This window comes from Arthrobacter sp. StoSoilA2, from assembly GCF_019977195.1.
Classification (GTDB): Bacteria; Actinomycetota; Actinomycetes; order Actinomycetales; family Micrococcaceae; genus Arthrobacter.
In genome coordinates this window covers 4,065,444-4,082,893 of the sequence record NZ_AP024643.1, presented here as the reverse complement: position 1 = coordinate 4,082,893, position 17,450 = coordinate 4,065,444, and the positions used below count along the sequence as shown (strand labels likewise).

Below are 17,450 nucleotides of genomic sequence, written 5' to 3'. Positions count from 1 at the left end.
GTCAATCCATGGCTCCAGGGCCGTAAAAAGGTCCCAAATTGGACTCAATCCAGTGGCAGTGTGACCCTCACGGTGGTGCCCCGCCCAACCCCGGAGTCGATCTCGACTGACCCTCCGGCGTCGTGTACGGCAATGGACATGAGCAGCAGGCCGAAGCCGTGGCGGCGGCCGCTGGGGGCGGCGTGGATTTCGAAACCTTTGCCGTTGTCCATGATCGTCAGTTGGATTCCGTGGTAAACGGCGTTGAGGCGGATGGTCAGTTCGCTGGCGTCGGCGTAGTTCAGCGTGTTGCTGAAAGTCTCTTGGGCTACGTGGTACAGCAGCGCGGCGGATGCGGACGAGATCTCGATGCCGTGGTGGGGTGTGTGCCAATGGACGGTCACTCCGGAGCGTCGAAGCGGCGCAGCAAGCCTGTCGATGCATCCTGCGACACCAAGTGCGTGGAAATCCACGGGGTGCTGGTCCTGGATGATGCCCTTGACGGCGATCACCTCGGTTAGCGCTGCTGACTGTTCCATTGGTTCCCCCACATCATTGTGATTCTTGCTGGTTGTTCGTTGCCGAAACCCTGATGGATTGATGGAACGGGGGCTTCGTCTGCTTCCAGCGTGGCGCGCCAAAATCAAGGACTCTGTTTGTTTGGCTCAATTTCCCATCAAGTTTGCGGGGCGGGCTTGCGGACGTGGCACTCTTCATGCGGGGCGCCCGACGGCGGCACTTGCGTCCCGCCGTCGGGCGCCGTTTGTGGGGTCTAACCTTCCTGTGGAAGCGCCGCGAGCAGCAGCCGGCAGGCGCTGGGGATCGGTTGGATGATCTCGACGGCGGTCGTTTCGGCAAGGCGCCGGGCGGTGGCGCTCAGTGGCCCTCCGGCAATGATGACCGCCTGGGAGCCGTCGTTTTCCGTTGCAGCGCTGACTGCTTCGGCCAATTCATGGAATTGTCTTTCAGGATCGGCAGCGAGGGCCAGAGGCTCGGACGTGGTCAATCGAACACCTGCGAAGTGTTCCGAAAGTCCATGGGCCGCCACAAGCTTGCCCAAGGCGTCCACCAGCAACGGAGTGCTGGTCGCCATCCCAAAACGACGCAGCTCGCCATCCCGAGCGTGGGCTGCGGCGTGCACAGAGCCTTGACCGATGCCGATCACCGGGATGTCCAGTTCCCCGTCCAGTTGCGCGCGCCCGGGATCACCGATGGCGGCGACGATCACGCCGGCGACCCTGCCGCCGTCGGGCCCTGAAAGGTAGTTTTGCACTGCTTCGGTGACGTGCCGGGCCGACTCAGCCAGCGAGACGGGATCCACAATCATGGAAGGTCCAGACGACGCGGTGATACCGACTACCTGGAGACCGTGGGGTTCCAGGGTCTCCTTGGCGAGGTCCACCATCATCGCTGTTGTGCTGCTGTTGGTGTTCGGATTTACCAGCAGGACGATCCGGGCTGAAGGCCGGGGAGTATCAGTGTCCATAAATTGCCGCCTCCTCGTCGTTGCCGGGTTCCGAGTCTTCTTCCAGTGGCTTCCCGAAGGTTTCCGGCGGGAATTGAACCACGATTGCCAGGACACAGAAGAGCACGGCCAGGGTGGTGAACATGCCGGGCAGACCCGCTGAGTCAAAGACAGCTCCGGAGATGAGCGGGAAGAGGCCGCCGGACAACGAGCCTGCTGCGAGGATAATCGACGTTCCGAAGCCTCGGGTGCGGGTGGGGTAGAGCTCCGGGGCGAACAGCCAGATGGTGGTGTTCAGGATGATGACGGAGAAGTTGAAGAGGACACCGAAGATCACTACCAGCACGATGTCGTTGGCGAGGAAGGCCATGGACAGTCCTGAGAGGCACCCAAGGATGGCGGCAGCCGTGAGCACCTTTTTGCGTGGCAAACGGCTGGCCAAATAGGCAGCGGTGGCCGCGCCCAGCAAAGAGCCCGACTGCATGATGAGGGTGAACCAGAGGCTGGTGTTTACGGCATATCCGCGGGAAACCAGAATGGTGGGCATCAGCGTCAGCATCGAAATCTGGGCGGCGTATGACATGCAGACGGCGATGCAGAGCAGGACAGTGCGCTTGAGGAGCTTACCGCGCAGCGCGTCCTTCCAATGTCCCGACGCCGTGGCCACCACGGGGTCCGGCACTGCGGTGATGTAAGTTTCCGGATCCGCTATGCGCCCGGAGAGCTTGTTGCGGGCCAGACGGGTGATGACCATGTTTGCTTCGTCGATCTTGCCCTGGGATGCAAGGAAACGGGGCGTTTCGGGGACAAAGCGTCGGAAGAACATCACCAAAAGGGCGGGGATGAACAGTAAGCCGAACACCCAGCGCCACTTGTCGGGACCATCGAAGAGACTGAAGACAAGGATGCCAAAGGCAGGTGCAAGCATGTTGCCCAAGCCGGCCGCGGTGACGTTGATGAGTCCGACGGCGGTCCCGCGGTGTTTCGCTGCGAAGAACTCCGCCATCATGATCACGGCCACTGCGATTTCGCCGCCCAGGCCAAAGCCCACCACGAAACGGCCAGCGGCCAGGATGGGGTAGTTGGGGGCAACGGCACAGAGCAGCGAACCACCAGCGAAAATGATGAGGTTGATGACCAGCATGTGCCGGCGGCCATATTTATCGACGATCAGGCCCGTCGCCAGCCGTCCGAGTGCGGTTGCCGTAAACGTCATTGTGTTCAGCAAGCCGATCTCGGTGGCCCCAAGACCCCACGACTGGCGCAGGATGGGGCCGGTTATGCCCACGGCGTTTTGCTCAAGGGCGTCGAAGAACACCCCCAGCAGGATCATGAAGACGATCTGGCGATGCGCGCCAGTCACTCCGATCCGCTGGTACGCGCCTTCAATTTGTTTCGCCAGGGATCCGGTCCGCGGTGTTGCAGCCTCCTGGGCAAGGTCTTTTTCCACAGTGCGCTCCTTACTGAGCTCTGAAGGTTCATTCATTGCCACGTGAATGGTTCCATCATGCGGAATGCGAATATCACATGAAGGAATGTGATGTAGATTACGCTTTGGGATACCAAAACGCCATAGTTGGCGCGTAAACAAAATGTGACCGGATGCTCATGGATGGACTGGGCGCGGGTGGCTTCGTGACCCCCTTTGGCCATCCTTGGCCATGGATGCAACTGAATAAGGTTGTCTTTCGGCGATTTCCATCGCAAAAAGGGTCGGGAAGCCAAGGGCAGCCACCGGGTTAACCTCACCAACACGGAAAAGACAAAACACGCCCCGACGGCAACGTAGTATGCCATCGGGGCGTGCTTAGCTGTGTCTTGGAGGTCTGTGTCAGGTGAAACCTAGCGGCGCCCGCCCCCACCACCGGGACCCTGTGCCTGCGTGTACTGGCCTGCCGTCACTGTTCCCTGCTTGTCCGCTCCGTCAATGGACCCTGTCGTCAGACCAGCCTTCGCATCCGCCTTGCCTCCCGTGTAAACCGTGTACGTCTGGCCCTCGCTGATTGCGGACGAGGAGAACACCAGGGAGGCAGTGGTCTTGGTTGTCACGAAGGATGCCACCACAGTCCCCGACGGGTCAACGATGTGCACAGGCGTGCCGGCAGCCACAGAGGAGTTGAAGGTTACCTGCATGCCGGACTGAGTGGATGAGGTCCCCGGAGTCACTGCCATCCCGGCACTGCCGGCTGCAGCCACAGTCCCACCCGTGACGGTCAATTCACCGTTGACGTCAAGCGCTCCATTGCCATCGTTCGTGGGCCCGTTGACCACCACCGTTCCACCGGAAATCGTCGCATTCCCGTTGGAGTCCAAGCCGTCTCCCTGGGAGTTGATGGTCAAGGTGCCACCGGACACGTCAACGGTGTAGTCGCCGACGGTCTCGCCGCCGCCCATGTCGCCGCCCCCGCCCCCTCCCATAGCGCCTGGGCCGGTGCCCGCCCCGGAATCCGCAGAGTTGGAGGACCCGCCCGAGGCGTTCACGCCGTCGTCGTTGGATGTGACGGTGACATCGCCACCGGAGACGGCGATGTGCTGGGCCTCAAGTCCTTCCTCCGACTCGGCCACAGTGACTGTTCCTCCCGTGATGGAGAGGGTGTTGAAGGCCTTGACGCCGTCGTCACCCGCGGTGACCGTCAAGGAGCCCCCGCTGACCAGCAGCCAGCCGCGGTTTGCGTCTGTTTCGTTGTCTGCTTTCACGCCATCTCCGCCGGCTGTCACTTGGTAGGCGCCGTCCAGCAGCACGGTGTAGTCCTTGCCGCGGATGCCATCGTCCTTGGCGTCCACCGTGACTTTGCCGGAGGCCATGACCAGGCCGTCCTTGGAGACGATGCCGTCGTTGTAGTTTCCGTTGACGGTCAACGAACCCGGCCCGGCGATGGTCAGGTCCGCCATTGAGAAAAGTGCCGCATTGGGTGCGTCCTCGCCCTGCTCGGCATAGCTCGTGGCGTCGGTCAACGTGTTCGAACTGCCGTCTTCCAAGTAGACGATCGCTTCGTCCGCGCTCTTGACGGAGAACGGCGAACCGGTCGAATTTCCCAGTTCCACACCATCCAGGATGATCCGGACGGTGTCGGAATCGCCTGCGGCCACCACGATCTGGCCGTCGCTCAGCGAGCCGCTCAGGCGGTAGGTTCCGGCCGCGCTGATGGTGACGGTATTGCCGTCCACCACCACGCCAGTGGAGGCCGACGACGTCACTTTGCTGCCGCCGTCGGCCAGGCTGACGGCCACTTCAGACGCAGGGTCCCAGGTGAGGTCATCGCTGTCGAAATGGGTATCTGCCTCGATCGTGGCAGCGGTGACGGTCTGGGCGGAGTCGGAGGTGGACCCGGCTGTGCTGGATGACGAGGTGCTGGAAGAAGTGGAACTGGTGGCGGCGCTTGAGCAGCCGGCCAGTGATACCGCCAAGGCGACGGCGGCAACGGAAAGGTAAGTGCGGAAGGAGCGCATGGTGGATTCCTTAGGGACGTCTGTGGGTTAGCTGATGGCGGCGGGACGCAGGGGCATCCGGCGTCGGAGGGTTTGATTCCAGCGGTTGGCGGGCAGCCCGGGGTGGAGCGCAGCCATGCCGGTGGCGAACTTGGAGATGCGGCAGGGGCGAACACCGTTCCTCCACAGGTGCTTGTCCAGCGGGCCGGGGGCAGATCCGGACTTCGTCTCAACCACGACGGCGTCGTCCAGGACCCAGGGCTGCCCGTCCGGGCGTTGCCAGGTGACCTCTGAATCGATCGTCGCGCGGCTCCCGGATTCCGGAAGGAAAAGCGTGGTGCGGCGGTAACGGGTGGAGAGAACAGGTTCCAGCGGACCGAAATTCACCCCACCAAGGGTGGCTGCAAGAGCCTCGTTCACGTAGGCCAGGCCTTCCCGCGTGAGCCGGTCGCGGTTGCACAGCTCATAGGGGATGCGCTCCTTGACGGTGGCCTCGCGGGCACCTTCGGTCTTGACCTCCAGGAAGCTCAGCGCGGTGTCCAGATAGGTCCGGGTGCGGATCTTGAAGCGGCGGCGACGACCATGCGCGGCAAGCATGTAGCTGTCCAGGTCCGGGGTATCGAAGTAGACGGAGTCGTAGGCGAACGTCCGATTTCCGTCCATTTCGAGGACCCGGGCCTCCGTGGTGAAGGTCGACAGGATCCGCCGGGCGGTTGCGGACGGCACCAGATACTTGCGGTCCACCCGCGTCAGCAGCGCCGCTTCGGTGGTGAGTTCTTCAAGCCCGACGGCGGGTAGCTGGTTCAGCTGGGGAATGACCGCTTCGGCGTCCACATGGCTCATGAGACACCTGCTGAGGTGGGCACGGGTTGCTGTGGCTGACTTGCCGACGGCTGGGTGGCGGGCAGTTCCTCGGGTGCCGGCGTGAGTGCGCCTGCAGGCTGGTCGAAGCCGAGCGGGCCCTGCGAAGCAGCGTGGTCGTGGGAAACAGCGTGGCCCTGCGAATCAGCGTGGGTCTGACTCACGCGGGAGGACCGTACGGCATACCGGACATCCACGATCGTTTTGTCGTTCACCAGGTCCAGCTCCTGGATGGTGGCCGAGTGGACCGTGCCATCGAGGACTTCCTCAAGCCGGGCATGGAGTTCGTGTTCGTTGTTGATGGCCCGGTCCAGGACCACGGTCTGGTGCCTGTAAGCGGGGAGGACCCTGGGATTGTCACCGACGAACATGACCAGGAGGACCATGCCCATGAGGGACAACGTCAGCCAAAGGGGTTCTACGCCGATGCCTGCGATCAGGCCCAGCGCCAGCGCTGAGAAGTAGTAGGCCACCTCGTGCTGCGCGAGTTCCGTGGATCGCAGGCGGATGATTGACAGAACACCGAACAGCCCCAAGCCGAGCCCGATCCCGGCTGCTGAGCCGGACAAGGCCGTCGCAACTGCCAGGACCCCAACGTTCATGCCCAGGTAGGAAACTACAAGGTCACGACGCCGGTGCCGGCGGAGGTAGAGGGCGAACGTGAGGACAGTGATGGCGGCGAGGTCCGCTGCTATAAGGATGATGGTGTTCATCGGATTCTCCGGAATCTGTTGGTTGGCTGGTCTCCACGATTCCCGGTCCTGCTGTGCTGAAACTGTGCCGGGACCAAGGCTGGGATATGCGTTTCGACGTCGGCTGGTTCCGGTGTGCCGGCCAAGGTTGTGCCGGCCTTGCGGGCGAAGAGGAATCGCTGCTGCACGGCGAAGCTCACGCCCAGCAAAGCCATCTCCGTGACGAGCTTGGCCAGCAAATCCGGAACAGCAACGGAGGTGAGGGCCCACATGATCGAGTAGTTGGCGGATAGCAAGATGACAACGAGCCCCATATATCCTGCGGCGGTGGAACGCAGTGATCTTTCCGTGCCGTGATCGAAGACCAGATGTCGGTTGACCAGGAAGTTCACAGCCGAGCTGATCACCCTGGCTCCGACCACTGCCAGAAGGAGCGAATCCGTGAGCGCGCTGAGGATCAGGAAGGCCACCGTATCCACCAGGAATGCCGAGAAGGACGAACCCAGGAACTTCAACAGCGGTGCGTAGATTCTGATGGAATCGGCCACAGGCCTGAAATGCGAGCCCGAGTTGTTATCCAGGTACACCGTTGCGATGTCCACGGAGTCAATGGCGTAGCCGGCCTGCTTCGCCTCCAGCAACAGGTTCAGCTCGTACTCGTACCGTTGGCCGCGGACAGTCAGCAACCAAGGGAGCATGTCCGCCCGGTAGCCACGAAGTCCCGTTTGCGTGTCGGCGATCCGTTGGCCGGTAGCGAGCCGGAACAGCCAGCGCGTCACTGTATTTCCGAACTTACTGCGTGCAGGAACGTCGCCTGAAAAGTTCCGGCAGCCCAGAACCATGGTGGCCGTAACGCGGCGCACCCTGTCCGCAACGGCCAGGATGTCCGCGACGCCGTGTTGGCCATCGCTGTCGGCACACACCACGTCGTTGCCAGGGAATTCAGCCGCAATGAAAGCGAAACCACTCTTGAGGGCATGCCCTTTGCCGCCGTTGACTGCGTAGCTGAGCACGTGGCACCCAAGCCGGGCGGCGTCGTCGAACACGTCTTTGAAGTCGGGTCCGGAACCGTCGTCCACCACCACGATCCTCAGCCACGGATCGGCTTCCTGGATGGTGCGGATGAGGTTGATGAGCTGGTGGTCCGGCTCGTAGGCCGGGATCAGGACAATCATGACGACTGGGCGATGTAGAGGATGTCGGAGGTGCCGCGCTCTTTGTTGTCGCCGAGCGGATTGTTTACCAGCGCACCCTTGAAGTACATGGTTGATGAGCCGCCGCCGTCGATGTTGTACGCAGTGGTGGCGCCCAGATCTTTCATGATCTGTGCGAGGCCGGTCATGGTGACGCCGGCGGAATAGCCCGGGCTGCGGCCATCCACCACCACAAACACGAGATGGTTCCCGTCGATGACTCCCACGGCCGTGCGCGGTTGCTCGTCCTGGATGGAGTGGTTGCCGAAATTCGTATCGACCTCAACATCCTCGATGCCCGAGGCGATCTCGCCATTGTCCAGCAAGGAAGGCCCAAACGAGAGCGTGTTCCACACACCATCCGCAAGGAGCTGATCAGCCGACGTGGTGGTCTCGTCGTATACCTTGACGGTGCCGTCCTTGTAGAACGCCAGACCCTGGCGTGCGCCCTCGTCCCGGTACACCACGCCGTTGCGGATCACGATGCCCGTATCCCGGAAACCGTAGTAGTCGCCGTTGATGGCGAAAATGGCGTTGTGGTCCTGCGCGATCGCGGACGTGGTCTCCGTGATGTTCTGGCCATAGGTGTCTTCCGCAAAGGCAGACTTCAGCGTCGTCGCGTCATCAAGCACGACGTCGGCCACGTAGTAGGTGACCGTGTTGTCGCCGCTGCCCGTGGTCACAGTCGAGATGGTGACGCCGGTGTCGCCGGACGTGTACGAGGTATCGGTGACCACCGCGCTCGCGGACGCTTCAGCGGAGGTGGAGTCCGGCGTCGTGCCTGTATCTGTTGTGCCCGCCTGGCTCGCTTCGTATTCCGAGACGTTGGTGATTTGGGCGTGGGGAATGACGAAACGGTCCAATGCCCAGGCCGTGGCACCCCCGGCAGAGAGAGTGACCGCCAGGACGGCGGAGACGACGGCGCGCCGGGTCCGGCTGCCCTTACGGTTTTCGGTCTGTTGAGGAGTCATGCCTCATTTCTACGGACCGGGCCTACGCCGGAGGTTTGCTCCACTTATGTTTGGGCTGTGAAGCTTTCTAGCGGTGGAGATCTGCCTCCAGGGCTGCTTCTTCAATGCGGAACCTGTGTGCTGCCCATTCTTCGGAGTTGCGGGACGGGATGTTGGGGTCGCCTGGTCTTTGGCCTGCGGTGGCGTCGATGAGCTCACGGATGATGTCCGCGTGCCCTGCATGCCGCGCGGTTTCCACGCACATGTGGACAAGGATCTGATGGAGCGTCACATTTCGCTTCTCTTCGGACCACCAGGGCACAACGCCGGGAGCATCCAAGGGGAGGGCTTCGATAGTGGCATCGCTGTGATTGGCCGAGAAGTGGTGCAACTCCAGAATTTCCGCGCGGCTTTCCGAAGCGGGCACCCACAGATCAGCATCCGGCTCGGCGTCCTCCGCGAACCAAGGCAACTCACGGCCGCTCGGACGCCCAAACGTCTCTCCGAAATAGCCCAACTCCACGCTCGCAACATGCTTCACGAGGCCCAGGAGATTGGTACCAGTGGGGGTCATGGGCCGGCGGGCATCGTATTCGCTGAGGCCATCCAGCTTGCCGAGCAGGTCCGCCCGGCGCAGGCGCAAATAACCGTGCAACGTCGCTTTGTCGTCCATGGGGAGCACTCTACCCAAGCGGGGCCGACACGAGTTCGCGGGAAACGCACGAAATCGCCGGAAAACTCCAGCGAACTGGCAGCTTTCCGGCGATCTCGGCGCAAGCAGGCAAGGACTAGGTGAGCTTCACCTGGCGGTTCATGTCCTTGTACAGCAGGTAACGGAACTCGCCGGGACCACCCGCGTAGCAGGCCTGCGGGCAGAAGGCACGCAGCCACATGAAGTCGCCGGCTTCCACTTCCACCCAGTCGTTGTTGAGCAGGTACATGGCCTTGCCCTCCAGGACGTACAGGCCGTGCTCCATGACGTGGGTTTCCGGGAAGGGGATCACACCGCCGGGCTGGAAGGTGACGATGTTGACCTGCATGTCGTGTGCGAGGTCGCTGGAGTCCGTGAAGCGCGTGGTTTTCCAGACGTCGTTGGTGTCCGGCATGGAGGTGGGCTCCACGTCCTTCTCGTTGGTGACGAAGGACTTGGCCTCGAATCCCTCAAGGCGTTCGTAGGCCTTGCGGATCCAGTGGAAGGAGACGATGTCGTCGGAGACGTTCTCCAGGCCCCACTCCGCGCCGGCAGCGAGGTAGGCGTAGCCACCCTCTTCGAGGTGGTGCAGTTCGCCGTCGAGGGTCAGGTTGACCTGGCCCTTGGTGACGAAGATGACGCCTTCAACGCCTGCCTCGAACTCGGCCTTGGGAGCCCCGCCGCCCGGTGCGATCTCCACGATCAGCTGGGAGAACGTGGTGGCAAAGCCTGAGATCGGCCGCGCGATGATCCACGAACGCGTGTTGGAGAAACCCGGCAGGTTGCTGGTGACGATGTCCGTCATCACGCCCTTGGGGATCACGGTGTAGGCCTCGGTGACGATCGCCCGTTCCGTGGTGAGGTGGGTCTGCGGCGGCAGGCCGCCCTGGGGGTAGTAGTACTTACCCATGGGAATGCTCCTTATCAGTGGGAAGTCGGTTGCGCGAGCCGCGGGTGCGCCAGTGCGGTCAGCTGTGAAAGTTCGACGCCGGCAAGCGCCTTGACCTCGTCGGTCCCCACTGCGCCGCACTGGACGCCACGGAGGACGAAGCCGGCAAGCGCGCGGGCGGTGGCGGGCTCGTCCATGACGCCGCCTTCGGTGCGTTCCACATAGTTGCGGAGGCGCAGTGCCGCGGCGGGCAGGCCCTCGCGGTAGAAAGCGTACGACGCCGAGAAGCGGCTGGGGAGCTGGGCGGCGTGGAGGTCCCATCCTTGGTAATAGCCGTTTTCAAGGGAGCGGCGGACCAGCCGGCCGTGAAGCTTCCAGGCGTCTTCAACGGCGTCGCCCACAGGAATGATGTTGGTGGAACCGTCAGAGAGGCGGATACCCGTTCCGGCGACAGCGAGCTGCATGACTTCCTTGGCGAAGTCGGCCACGGGATGCTCCATGGATTGGTATTCCGCTGAGATTCCCAGCGAAGCGCTGTAATCGTAGGTCCCGTAATGCAGGGCGCTGATACGGCCCGGAACAACGTGGGGGAGCTGTGCCACGGGAGACGTTCCATCGGCACCCAGAATGAGCTGCGGCGTTTCCACCTGTACCTCGAACCGGAGCCTCCCCGCGGGAAGCCCGTGGACTTCCTCGAGACGCGAGACTGCGAAGTCCATGGCCTGAACCTGGGCCACCGTGGTGACCTTGGGCAGGGTGAGGATCAGTCCTGCCGGGAGTTCGCCGGCCTCAGCAAGTGTGGAGACGAACAGATCCAGGGTCCGCAGGCCGCGGGCACGGGTGGCTGCTTCGAAGCACTTGAATCGGATGCCGATGAACGGCGGAGCAGTCCCAGCCGCAACCGCAGCAGCAACAGCGTTGGCGGCAGCAACGGCGTCGGCGTCTTCTGCCTCATCGCCGCGGTCCCCGTAGCCGTCCTCGAAGTCCAGGCGCAGGTCCTCGATCGGTTCGGAGGAGAGTTTCGCCGCCACACGGGAGGCAACAGCGGCAGCCAAATGAGGCTCCTGACCCAACAACTGGCCGAGCTTTTCCAGGCCTCCGTGGGCTTCCGCCGTCGCGAGCGCCTGGGCGCCCCACTCCGCCGCAAATGACGGCGTGAAGCGGTCCGCCGGGATGTAGACGGTATGAATGGGCTGGCGTGAGCCGTCGTCGCCGGGGTAGTTGCGGTCCAGGAGTTGGTCCGTCGCCTCAAGCCGGGACTCGATGTGAGCCAGATCAGAGGAAGAGAATGAACCCATCTCAGCCCACCAGCTCGTAAGCGGGTGTTGTCAGGAAATCGGTGTAATCGTCTGACAGACAGATGTCCTCGATCAGCTTGGACGCCGGCTCGTAGTACTTGGTGAAGTTCTCGTCGCCGAATTCGATGCGCAAGCGCTCGGTTTCTTCGCCGAGGATCCGGGTGACGAGTTCGCGGGTCACCGTGTTGCCCGTGTCCGCGAGGACGGACTTGTTGCGGATCTGCTGCCACACCTGCGAGCGGGAGATTTCCGCGGTCGCGGCATCTTCCATGAGGTTGTGGATGGCAACGGCACCGCTGCCGGAGATCCAAACGCCCGTGTACGCGACGGCGACGTAGAGGTTCAGCCGCAGGCCTGCCTCCGTCACGGTGCCGCCGGCGGAGGCGACGTCGATCAGCTGCTCAGCCGTGACGTTCACCTCGGGGCGCTGCTTGTCCAACTGGTTGGGGCGGTTGCCCAGTACCGAATCGAACACTTCGCGGCACGTGGAAACGAGGTCCGGGTGCGCAACCCAGGAACCGTCGAAGCCGTCGTTCGCCTCGCGCGTTTTGTCGGCACGGACCTTGTCGAAGGCCGCAGCAGTGACGTCGGGCTGCTTGCGGTTCGGGATGACAGCAGCCATGCCACCCATGGCGAAGGCGCCGCGCTTGTGGCAGGTCTTGACCAGGAGCTCGGTGTAGGCGCGCATGAACGGTGCGGTCATGGCAACGGTGGCGCGGTCCGGGAGGACGAACTCTTCGCCGGCATCACGGAAGTACTTGATGATGCTGAACAGGTAGTCCCAGCGGCCGGCGTTCAGGCCCGATGCGTGGTCGCGCAGCTCATAGAGGATCTCGTCCATTTCAAACGCGGCCGGGATGGTCTCAATGAGGACGGTGGCGCGGATGCTGCCCTGCGGGATGCCGAGGAAGTCCTGGGCAAAGACGAAAACGTCGTTCCAGAGGCGGGCCTCAAGGTGGCTCTCCATCTTGGGCAGGTAGTAGTAAGGGCCATGGCCGTTGAGGAGCAACTGCTTGGCGATGTGGAAGAAGTGCAGACCAAAGTCCACCAGCGCGCCCACCGCAGGTTCGCCGTCGATGAGCAGGTGGTTCTCCTCCATGTGCCAGCCGCGCGGACGGGCAACAACAACAGCCAAAGGAGCGTCCGTGCGCAGACGGTACTCCTTGCCTTCCGGCGAGGTGTAGCTCAGGGTTCCCTGGGCGGCGTCGCGGAGGTTGAGGATCGCGTCAATGACGTTGGGCCACGTGGGAGTGCTGGCGTCTTCGAGGTCCGCGAGCCACACCTTGGCACCGGAGTTGAGCGCGTTGATGGCCATCTTGGCCGGGGTTGCCGGACCGGTCATCTCCACGCGGCGGTCCTGCAGGGCCGCCGGTGCCTCAGCGACCTTCCAGTCGCCGTCGCGGATTTCCTGGGTCTCCGGGAGGAAGTCCAGGCGGCTGGTGTCCGCAACCTTCTGGCGCTTGGCCTTGCGGGCCTCCAGCAGCTCGGCACGGGTGCCGGCGAAGCGCTTGTGCAGTTCCTCGATGAAGGCCAATGCCTTGGGGGTGAGGATCTCCTCGGCGCGATCGATCGGCCGGGGATCAGTGACTGTGATAGCCATTTGGCGGTGTCCTTTTCTAGAGTGCGCTGGCGGCGTTGGCGTGCGCAGCTGCTGCTACGGCACTGGCCACATCGGCGGCAACATGGGGATCGAAGACGCTGGGGATAATGTAACTCGCGTTCAGCTCATCGTCAGCCACCCGGTTGGCAATTGCCTCCGCAGCGGCCACCAGCATGTCCGGAGTGATGTCAGATGCTCCAGCATCCAGCAGTCCGCGGAAGAAGCCGGGGAAGGCCAGCACGTTGTTGATCTGGTTGGGGAAGTCGCTGCGACCCGTGGCAACCACGGCTGCGTGCTTGGACGCGATGACGGGGTCGATTTCCGGCGTCGGGTTCGCCATGGCAAACACGATAGCGTTCTCGGCCATGGAAGCAACCTGCTCCTCGCCGATCACGTGCGGAGCGCTGACACCGATGAACACGTCCGCTCCCTTGAGGGCGTCATGCAGGGTTCCGGCGAAGCCTTCTTCGTTGGTGTTCGCGGCGATCCAGCTGCGGTGCTCGTCGTCGTACTTCTCGCCCGAGTGGATGGCGCCCGAGCGGCCGGCTGCGATGATGTGCTGCGCACCCTGGGCCTTGAGGAGCTGGATGATGGCCGAGCCGGCCGCGCCGACGCCCGAGACAACGATCTTGACCTCGGACAGCTTCTTGTCCACTACACGCAGGGCGTTGACCAATGCGGCGAGGGTGACGATTGCCGTGCCGTGCTGGTCGTCGTGGAACACCGGGATGTCGAGTTCTTCGCGGAGGCGGTTTTCGATCTCGAAGCAGCGCGGGGCGGCAATATCTTCAAGGTTGATGCCGCCGTAGACGGGGGCCATGGCCTTGGCGATCATGATGATTTCTTCGGTGTCCTGCGTGTCCAGGCAGACCGGCCAGGCGTCAACGTTGGCGAACTGCTTGAACAGTGCGGCCTTGCCTTCCATGACCGGGAGGGCCGCGGCGGGGCCGATGTTGCCCAGGCCCAGAACCGCTGAACCGTCGGTGAGGACTGCGATGGTGTTGCGCTTGACCGTCAGGTTGCGGGCGGCGGCGGGGTCTTCGGCGATCGCCAAGCAGACGCGCGCGACGCCGGGCGTGTAGGCGCGGGACAAATCGTCACGGTTGCGCAGGGCTACTTTGGGGACGACCTCGAGCTTGCCGCCCAGGTGCATGAGGAAGGTGCGGTCCGAGACGTGCTGGACGGTCACGCCGTCGAGGGCGTTAAGGGCATCCTTCACACGGGCTGCGTGGGCGTCGTCCGTGGTGTTGCAGGTGACGTCAACAACGATCGTCTCGTGGTGGGATTCCGTGACGTCCAGCGCGGTGATTGCTGCACCGGCTGCGCCGACGGCTGCTGCCAGTTCGCTCGTAGCTGTGAAGCTGGACGGTGCGGCGACGCGCAGGGTGATCGAGTTTCCGGGGCTCGGATTCGCCATTGAAATTCCTCCTGTTAGGCCCGTTCCCGGGCAGCCGTTCCAAACTAAATGTTTTCGTATTATGGATATTATTATCTACAAAGTGGAAATACAACCCCCTGCTCGGTCATCTTCGGTGTCATCGCGCATGGGGCCGGCGTGCTGTATCTTGGGTGTTCTAAGCAATTCTTTTCACGATGCGGATAAGAGTTGTCGGAATCTGAGTCATTGGAGACAAGGGAATGGCTGAAAAAGCCTCCGGAGGCGTGCAGTCCGTTGAGCGCGTCTTTGAACTGCTGGAACTGATCACGGATGCGGGTGGCGACGTCACTCTGAGCGAGCTGTCGTCGTCCACTGACCTGCCCTTGCCCACTATCCACCGCCTGCTGCGCACTTTGGTCTCCCTTGGCTACATTCGCCAACTGCCCAACCGGCGCTACGCTTTGGGTCCCCGGCTCATCCGGCTCGGCGAGGGTGCCAGCAAGCAGCTCGGCGCCGTGGCGCGTCCGCAGCTGAAGACCCTCGTTGAACGCCTTGGCGAGACTTCCAACATGGCGGTCCTGGATTCGGACATGGTTATCTACGTGGCCCAGGTCCCGTCCATGCACTCCATGCGCATGTTCACCGAGGTTGGCCGCCGCGCCCACACGCATGACACCGGCGTTGGCAAAGCGATCCTGGCGCAGCTCGACGACGAACAGGTCCGGGGCATCGTTGCCCGCACCGGCATGCCCACGCCCACGGCCAAGAGCATCGGCGATATCGACTCCCTGCTCGCGGACCTCAAGCTGATCCGTGAGCGCGGCTACTCCATTGACGAAGAAGAGCAGGAGCTCGGCGTACGCTGCTTCGCGATGGCAGTGCCCAATGCTCCCACTCCTACCGCGATCTCCGTTTCCGGGCCCATCACCCGTGTGGACCAGAGCTTTGCCGACCGCGCTGTGCCGATGCTGCGCGAGGCCGCCCTGGCGATCTCCGCGGAGCTCAACCAGAACTGACCCGCCTCCCGCCGAGTTGGCATTTGATGGCAATGTTTCCCGGAAACATTGCCATCTTTTGTCATCTCGGCGTGGGTTTTGAGCGGGTAGCTTTCCTCATCACCGGATCCACCCCGACGGCGGCAGCGAAGTTCAAGTGCTTGTCCCGGACGTAGATCAGGGCTTCTTCGCCCGACTGGTCCGTCACCTTGAACGTGTCCTGCGCGGCCTTGGGAATGCCGATCAAGGGGGCCAATGCCTGACGCAAACCAATCGCGGCGGCAACCCAACGGGGCATGGGCAGCCTGCGAAAGTGAGTGCCGGCGTCGTACATTCCCGTAGGCGATCAGACCCCGCTAGCCGACAAAAGGCGGCAGTGTCCCCCAAGGAAACACTGCCGCCTGTTGCTGTCTCTGCGACCGGGACCTAGTGCTCGGAGGCGCTGGAGGTCTTGAGCGGGACTTCCTTGCCGTCAGCGTCGATGAGCTTGCCGTTCTCGAAGCGGTCGCCTTCGCTGAGGCACTTGATGTCCTCTTCGCTGACGATCCGGTCCGTACCAGCGACGAACACTGACTGATTGTCTGTGTTGCCTGCCTTGAAGTGGTTGAACAGGATGTTCAGCAGGATCGCCATGACCGCGGCGGAGCTGATGCCGGAGTGGAAGATCGTGGAGAACCAGGACGGGAACTGGTCGTAGAACTTCGGGGCGGCAATGGGGATCATGCCGAAGCCGATCGAAGCCGCAACGATGATCAGGTTCATGTTGTTCTTGTACTCAACCTTGGCAAGCGTGCGGATACCGCTGGCTGCCACCGTGCCGAAAAGCACGACGCCGGCACCGCCCAGGACGGGCGTCGGAACCGCTGCGACCACTCGGCCGAGGATCGGCAGGAGGCCCAGGACCACCAGGATGAGGCCGCCGGCGCTGACCACGAACCGGCTCTTGATGCCTGTGATGGCCACGAGCCCAACGTTCTGGGCGAAGGCGCTCTGTGTGAAGGAGTTGAACAGCGGTGAGATGGCGCTGGAGAGCATGTCCGCGCGGAGGCCGTCGCCGATGCGGCGGGAGTCAACCTTGGTATCGACGATCTCGCCCACTGCAATGATGTCTGCGGAGGTCTCGGTAAGTGTTACCAGGATGACGATGAGCATCGAAATGATTGCTGCGATTTCGAAGGTTGGAGCGCCGAAGGCGAAGGGCGTGGGGAAAGCGACGACGTCGCCCTGGCCAACCTTGGAGAAGTCTGCCATTCCTGCGACGAACGCGATGATGGTGCCGATGACCATGGCCAGCAGGATGGAGAGCCGGGAGATGGCGGCGTTGCCCACCTTGCTCAGGAGCAGGACGACGCCCATGGTTGCTGCGGCGAGGCCAATGTTGGCCATGCTGCCGTAGTTGTCGGCCTTGGCGTTTCCACCCATGGCCCAGTTGGCTGCAACCGGCATCAGCGTCAGGCCAATGGTGGTGATGACTGTGCCCGTGACCACGGGCGGGAAGAACTTGATGATCTTGGAGAACAGGGGGGTGATGGCCAGGCCGATCAGGGAAGCCACGATGACCGAACCGAAGACGGCCTGGATGCCCCCGCCGCCTTGGACGATCGCAACCATCGTCGAGACGCCGGCGAAGGAGACGCCCTGAACAAGGGGTAGCTGTGAGCCGAAGAACGGGATGCCCACCGTCTGGAGGATGGTGGCCAGGCCGCCGACGAACAGGCAGGCTGCGATGAGGAGGCCGATATCCTGCGAGGACATGCCTGCGGCGGCGCCGATGATCAGCGGTGGGGCAATGATTCCGCCATACATGGTGAGGACGTGCTGGAAGCCGTAGGCGAACGTGCTTCCGATGGAGAGCCGCTTGTCCTCAGGACGTTCCGGCTTGTGCGGCTGCGAAGAGGTGGTATTCGCAGGGCGGGGTTTCTTCTTGATGTTCATGGCAGACTTTCTGGGTTCATGGCAGACGTCTTCGTCTGGCTAACTGTGTCTGGCTAACAAAATCTTGGGGTTTTTGGGGTTGGGGTTTGTGTGCA

Annotated in this window: 16 protein-coding genes; 1 reads left to right on the top strand and 15 read right to left on the bottom strand. The window is 62.8% G+C overall.

Annotated elements, in window-relative coordinates; all coding sequences use genetic code 11:
• Positions 1–44: 44 nt before the first annotated feature.
• The 13 genes from LDN82_RS18520 to LDN82_RS18460 form a co-directional block, all read right to left on the bottom strand.
• Positions 45–518, bottom strand: a complete 474-nt coding sequence (locus tag LDN82_RS18520; protein WP_224088909.1) for an ATP-binding protein — start codon at positions 516–518, stop codon at positions 45–47.
• Positions 519–751: 233 nt separating this feature from the next.
• A complete protein-coding gene (locus LDN82_RS18515; protein WP_224165347.1) occupies positions 752–1,465 on the bottom strand; it encodes an aspartate/glutamate racemase family protein in 714 nt (237 codons plus the stop codon).
• Positions 1,455–2,894 (bottom strand): MFS transporter, encoded by a 1,440-nt coding sequence (locus tag LDN82_RS18510; protein WP_224165346.1) that lies wholly within the window; start codon positions 2,892–2,894, stop codon positions 1,455–1,457. The genes LDN82_RS18515 and LDN82_RS18510 overlap by 11 nt, the downstream gene beginning before the upstream one ends.
• A gap of 392 nt (positions 2,895–3,286) precedes the next feature.
• Positions 3,287–4,894 (bottom strand): carbohydrate-binding domain-containing protein, encoded by a 1,608-nt coding sequence (locus LDN82_RS18505; RefSeq protein ID WP_224165345.1) that lies wholly within the window; start codon positions 4,892–4,894, stop codon positions 3,287–3,289.
• A gap of 27 nt (positions 4,895–4,921) precedes the next feature.
• Entirely contained in the window at positions 4,922–5,716 is a 795-nt protein-coding gene (locus LDN82_RS18500; RefSeq protein ID WP_224165344.1) for a polyphosphate polymerase domain-containing protein, read from the bottom strand.
• Entirely contained in the window at positions 5,713–6,447 is a 735-nt protein-coding gene (locus LDN82_RS18495; protein ID WP_224165343.1) for a DUF4956 domain-containing protein, read from the bottom strand. Before LDN82_RS18495 ends, LDN82_RS18500 begins: the two co-directional genes overlap by 4 nt.
• Positions 6,444–7,601 (bottom strand): bifunctional glycosyltransferase family 2/GtrA family protein, encoded by a 1,158-nt coding sequence (locus LDN82_RS18490; protein WP_224165342.1) that lies wholly within the window; start codon positions 7,599–7,601, stop codon positions 6,444–6,446. Before LDN82_RS18490 ends, LDN82_RS18495 begins: the two co-directional genes overlap by 4 nt.
• The gene (locus LDN82_RS18485) at positions 7,598–8,590 is read right to left on the bottom strand and encodes a phosphodiester glycosidase family protein (RefSeq protein ID WP_224165341.1); all 993 of its coding nucleotides are present in this window, start codon (positions 8,588–8,590) and stop codon (positions 7,598–7,600) included. Before LDN82_RS18485 ends, LDN82_RS18490 begins: the two co-directional genes overlap by 4 nt.
• 67 nt (positions 8,591–8,657) lie before the next feature.
• Positions 8,658–9,242 (bottom strand): DinB family protein, encoded by a 585-nt coding sequence (locus LDN82_RS18480; protein WP_224165340.1) that lies wholly within the window; start codon positions 9,240–9,242, stop codon positions 8,658–8,660.
• A 115-nt stretch (positions 9,243–9,357) separates the two neighbouring features.
• Entirely contained in the window at positions 9,358–10,170 is an 813-nt protein-coding gene (locus LDN82_RS18475) for a bifunctional allantoicase/(S)-ureidoglycine aminohydrolase (RefSeq protein WP_224088899.1), read from the bottom strand.
• 14 nt (positions 10,171–10,184) lie between these two features.
• The gene (locus LDN82_RS18470) at positions 10,185–11,447 is read right to left on the bottom strand and encodes an aldolase (RefSeq protein WP_224091159.1); all 1,263 of its coding nucleotides are present in this window, start codon (positions 11,445–11,447) and stop codon (positions 10,185–10,187) included.
• A 1-nt stretch (position 11,448) separates the two neighbouring features.
• The gene (aceB, locus tag LDN82_RS18465; RefSeq protein ID WP_224165339.1) at positions 11,449–13,047 is read right to left on the bottom strand and encodes a malate synthase A; all 1,599 of its coding nucleotides are present in this window, start codon (positions 13,045–13,047) and stop codon (positions 11,449–11,451) included.
• Between the two features lie 16 nt (positions 13,048–13,063).
• Positions 13,064–14,464, bottom strand: a complete 1,401-nt coding sequence (locus LDN82_RS18460; RefSeq protein WP_224088897.1) for an NAD-dependent malic enzyme — start codon at positions 14,462–14,464, stop codon at positions 13,064–13,066.
• Positions 14,465–14,685: 221 nt separating this feature from the next.
• Between LDN82_RS18460 and LDN82_RS18455 the strand changes: the two genes are divergently transcribed.
• Positions 14,686–15,441: an IclR family transcriptional regulator gene (locus LDN82_RS18455; RefSeq protein ID WP_224088895.1), complete on the top strand. Its 756-nt coding sequence runs from the start codon at positions 14,686–14,688 to the stop codon at positions 15,439–15,441.
• A gap of 61 nt (positions 15,442–15,502) precedes the next feature.
• On the opposite strand, the gene LDN82_RS18450 is transcribed toward LDN82_RS18455, so the two are convergent.
• Both LDN82_RS18450 and LDN82_RS18445 read right to left on the bottom strand, forming a co-directional pair.
• On the bottom strand, positions 15,503–15,718 hold the full coding sequence (locus LDN82_RS18450; protein WP_224165338.1) for a hypothetical protein: 216 nt from the start codon (positions 15,716–15,718) through the stop codon (positions 15,503–15,505).
• A gap of 128 nt (positions 15,719–15,846) precedes the next feature.
• Entirely contained in the window at positions 15,847–17,355 is a 1,509-nt protein-coding gene (locus tag LDN82_RS18445) for a nucleobase:cation symporter-2 family protein (protein ID WP_224165337.1), read from the bottom strand.
• Positions 17,356–17,450: the final 95 nt, after the last annotated feature.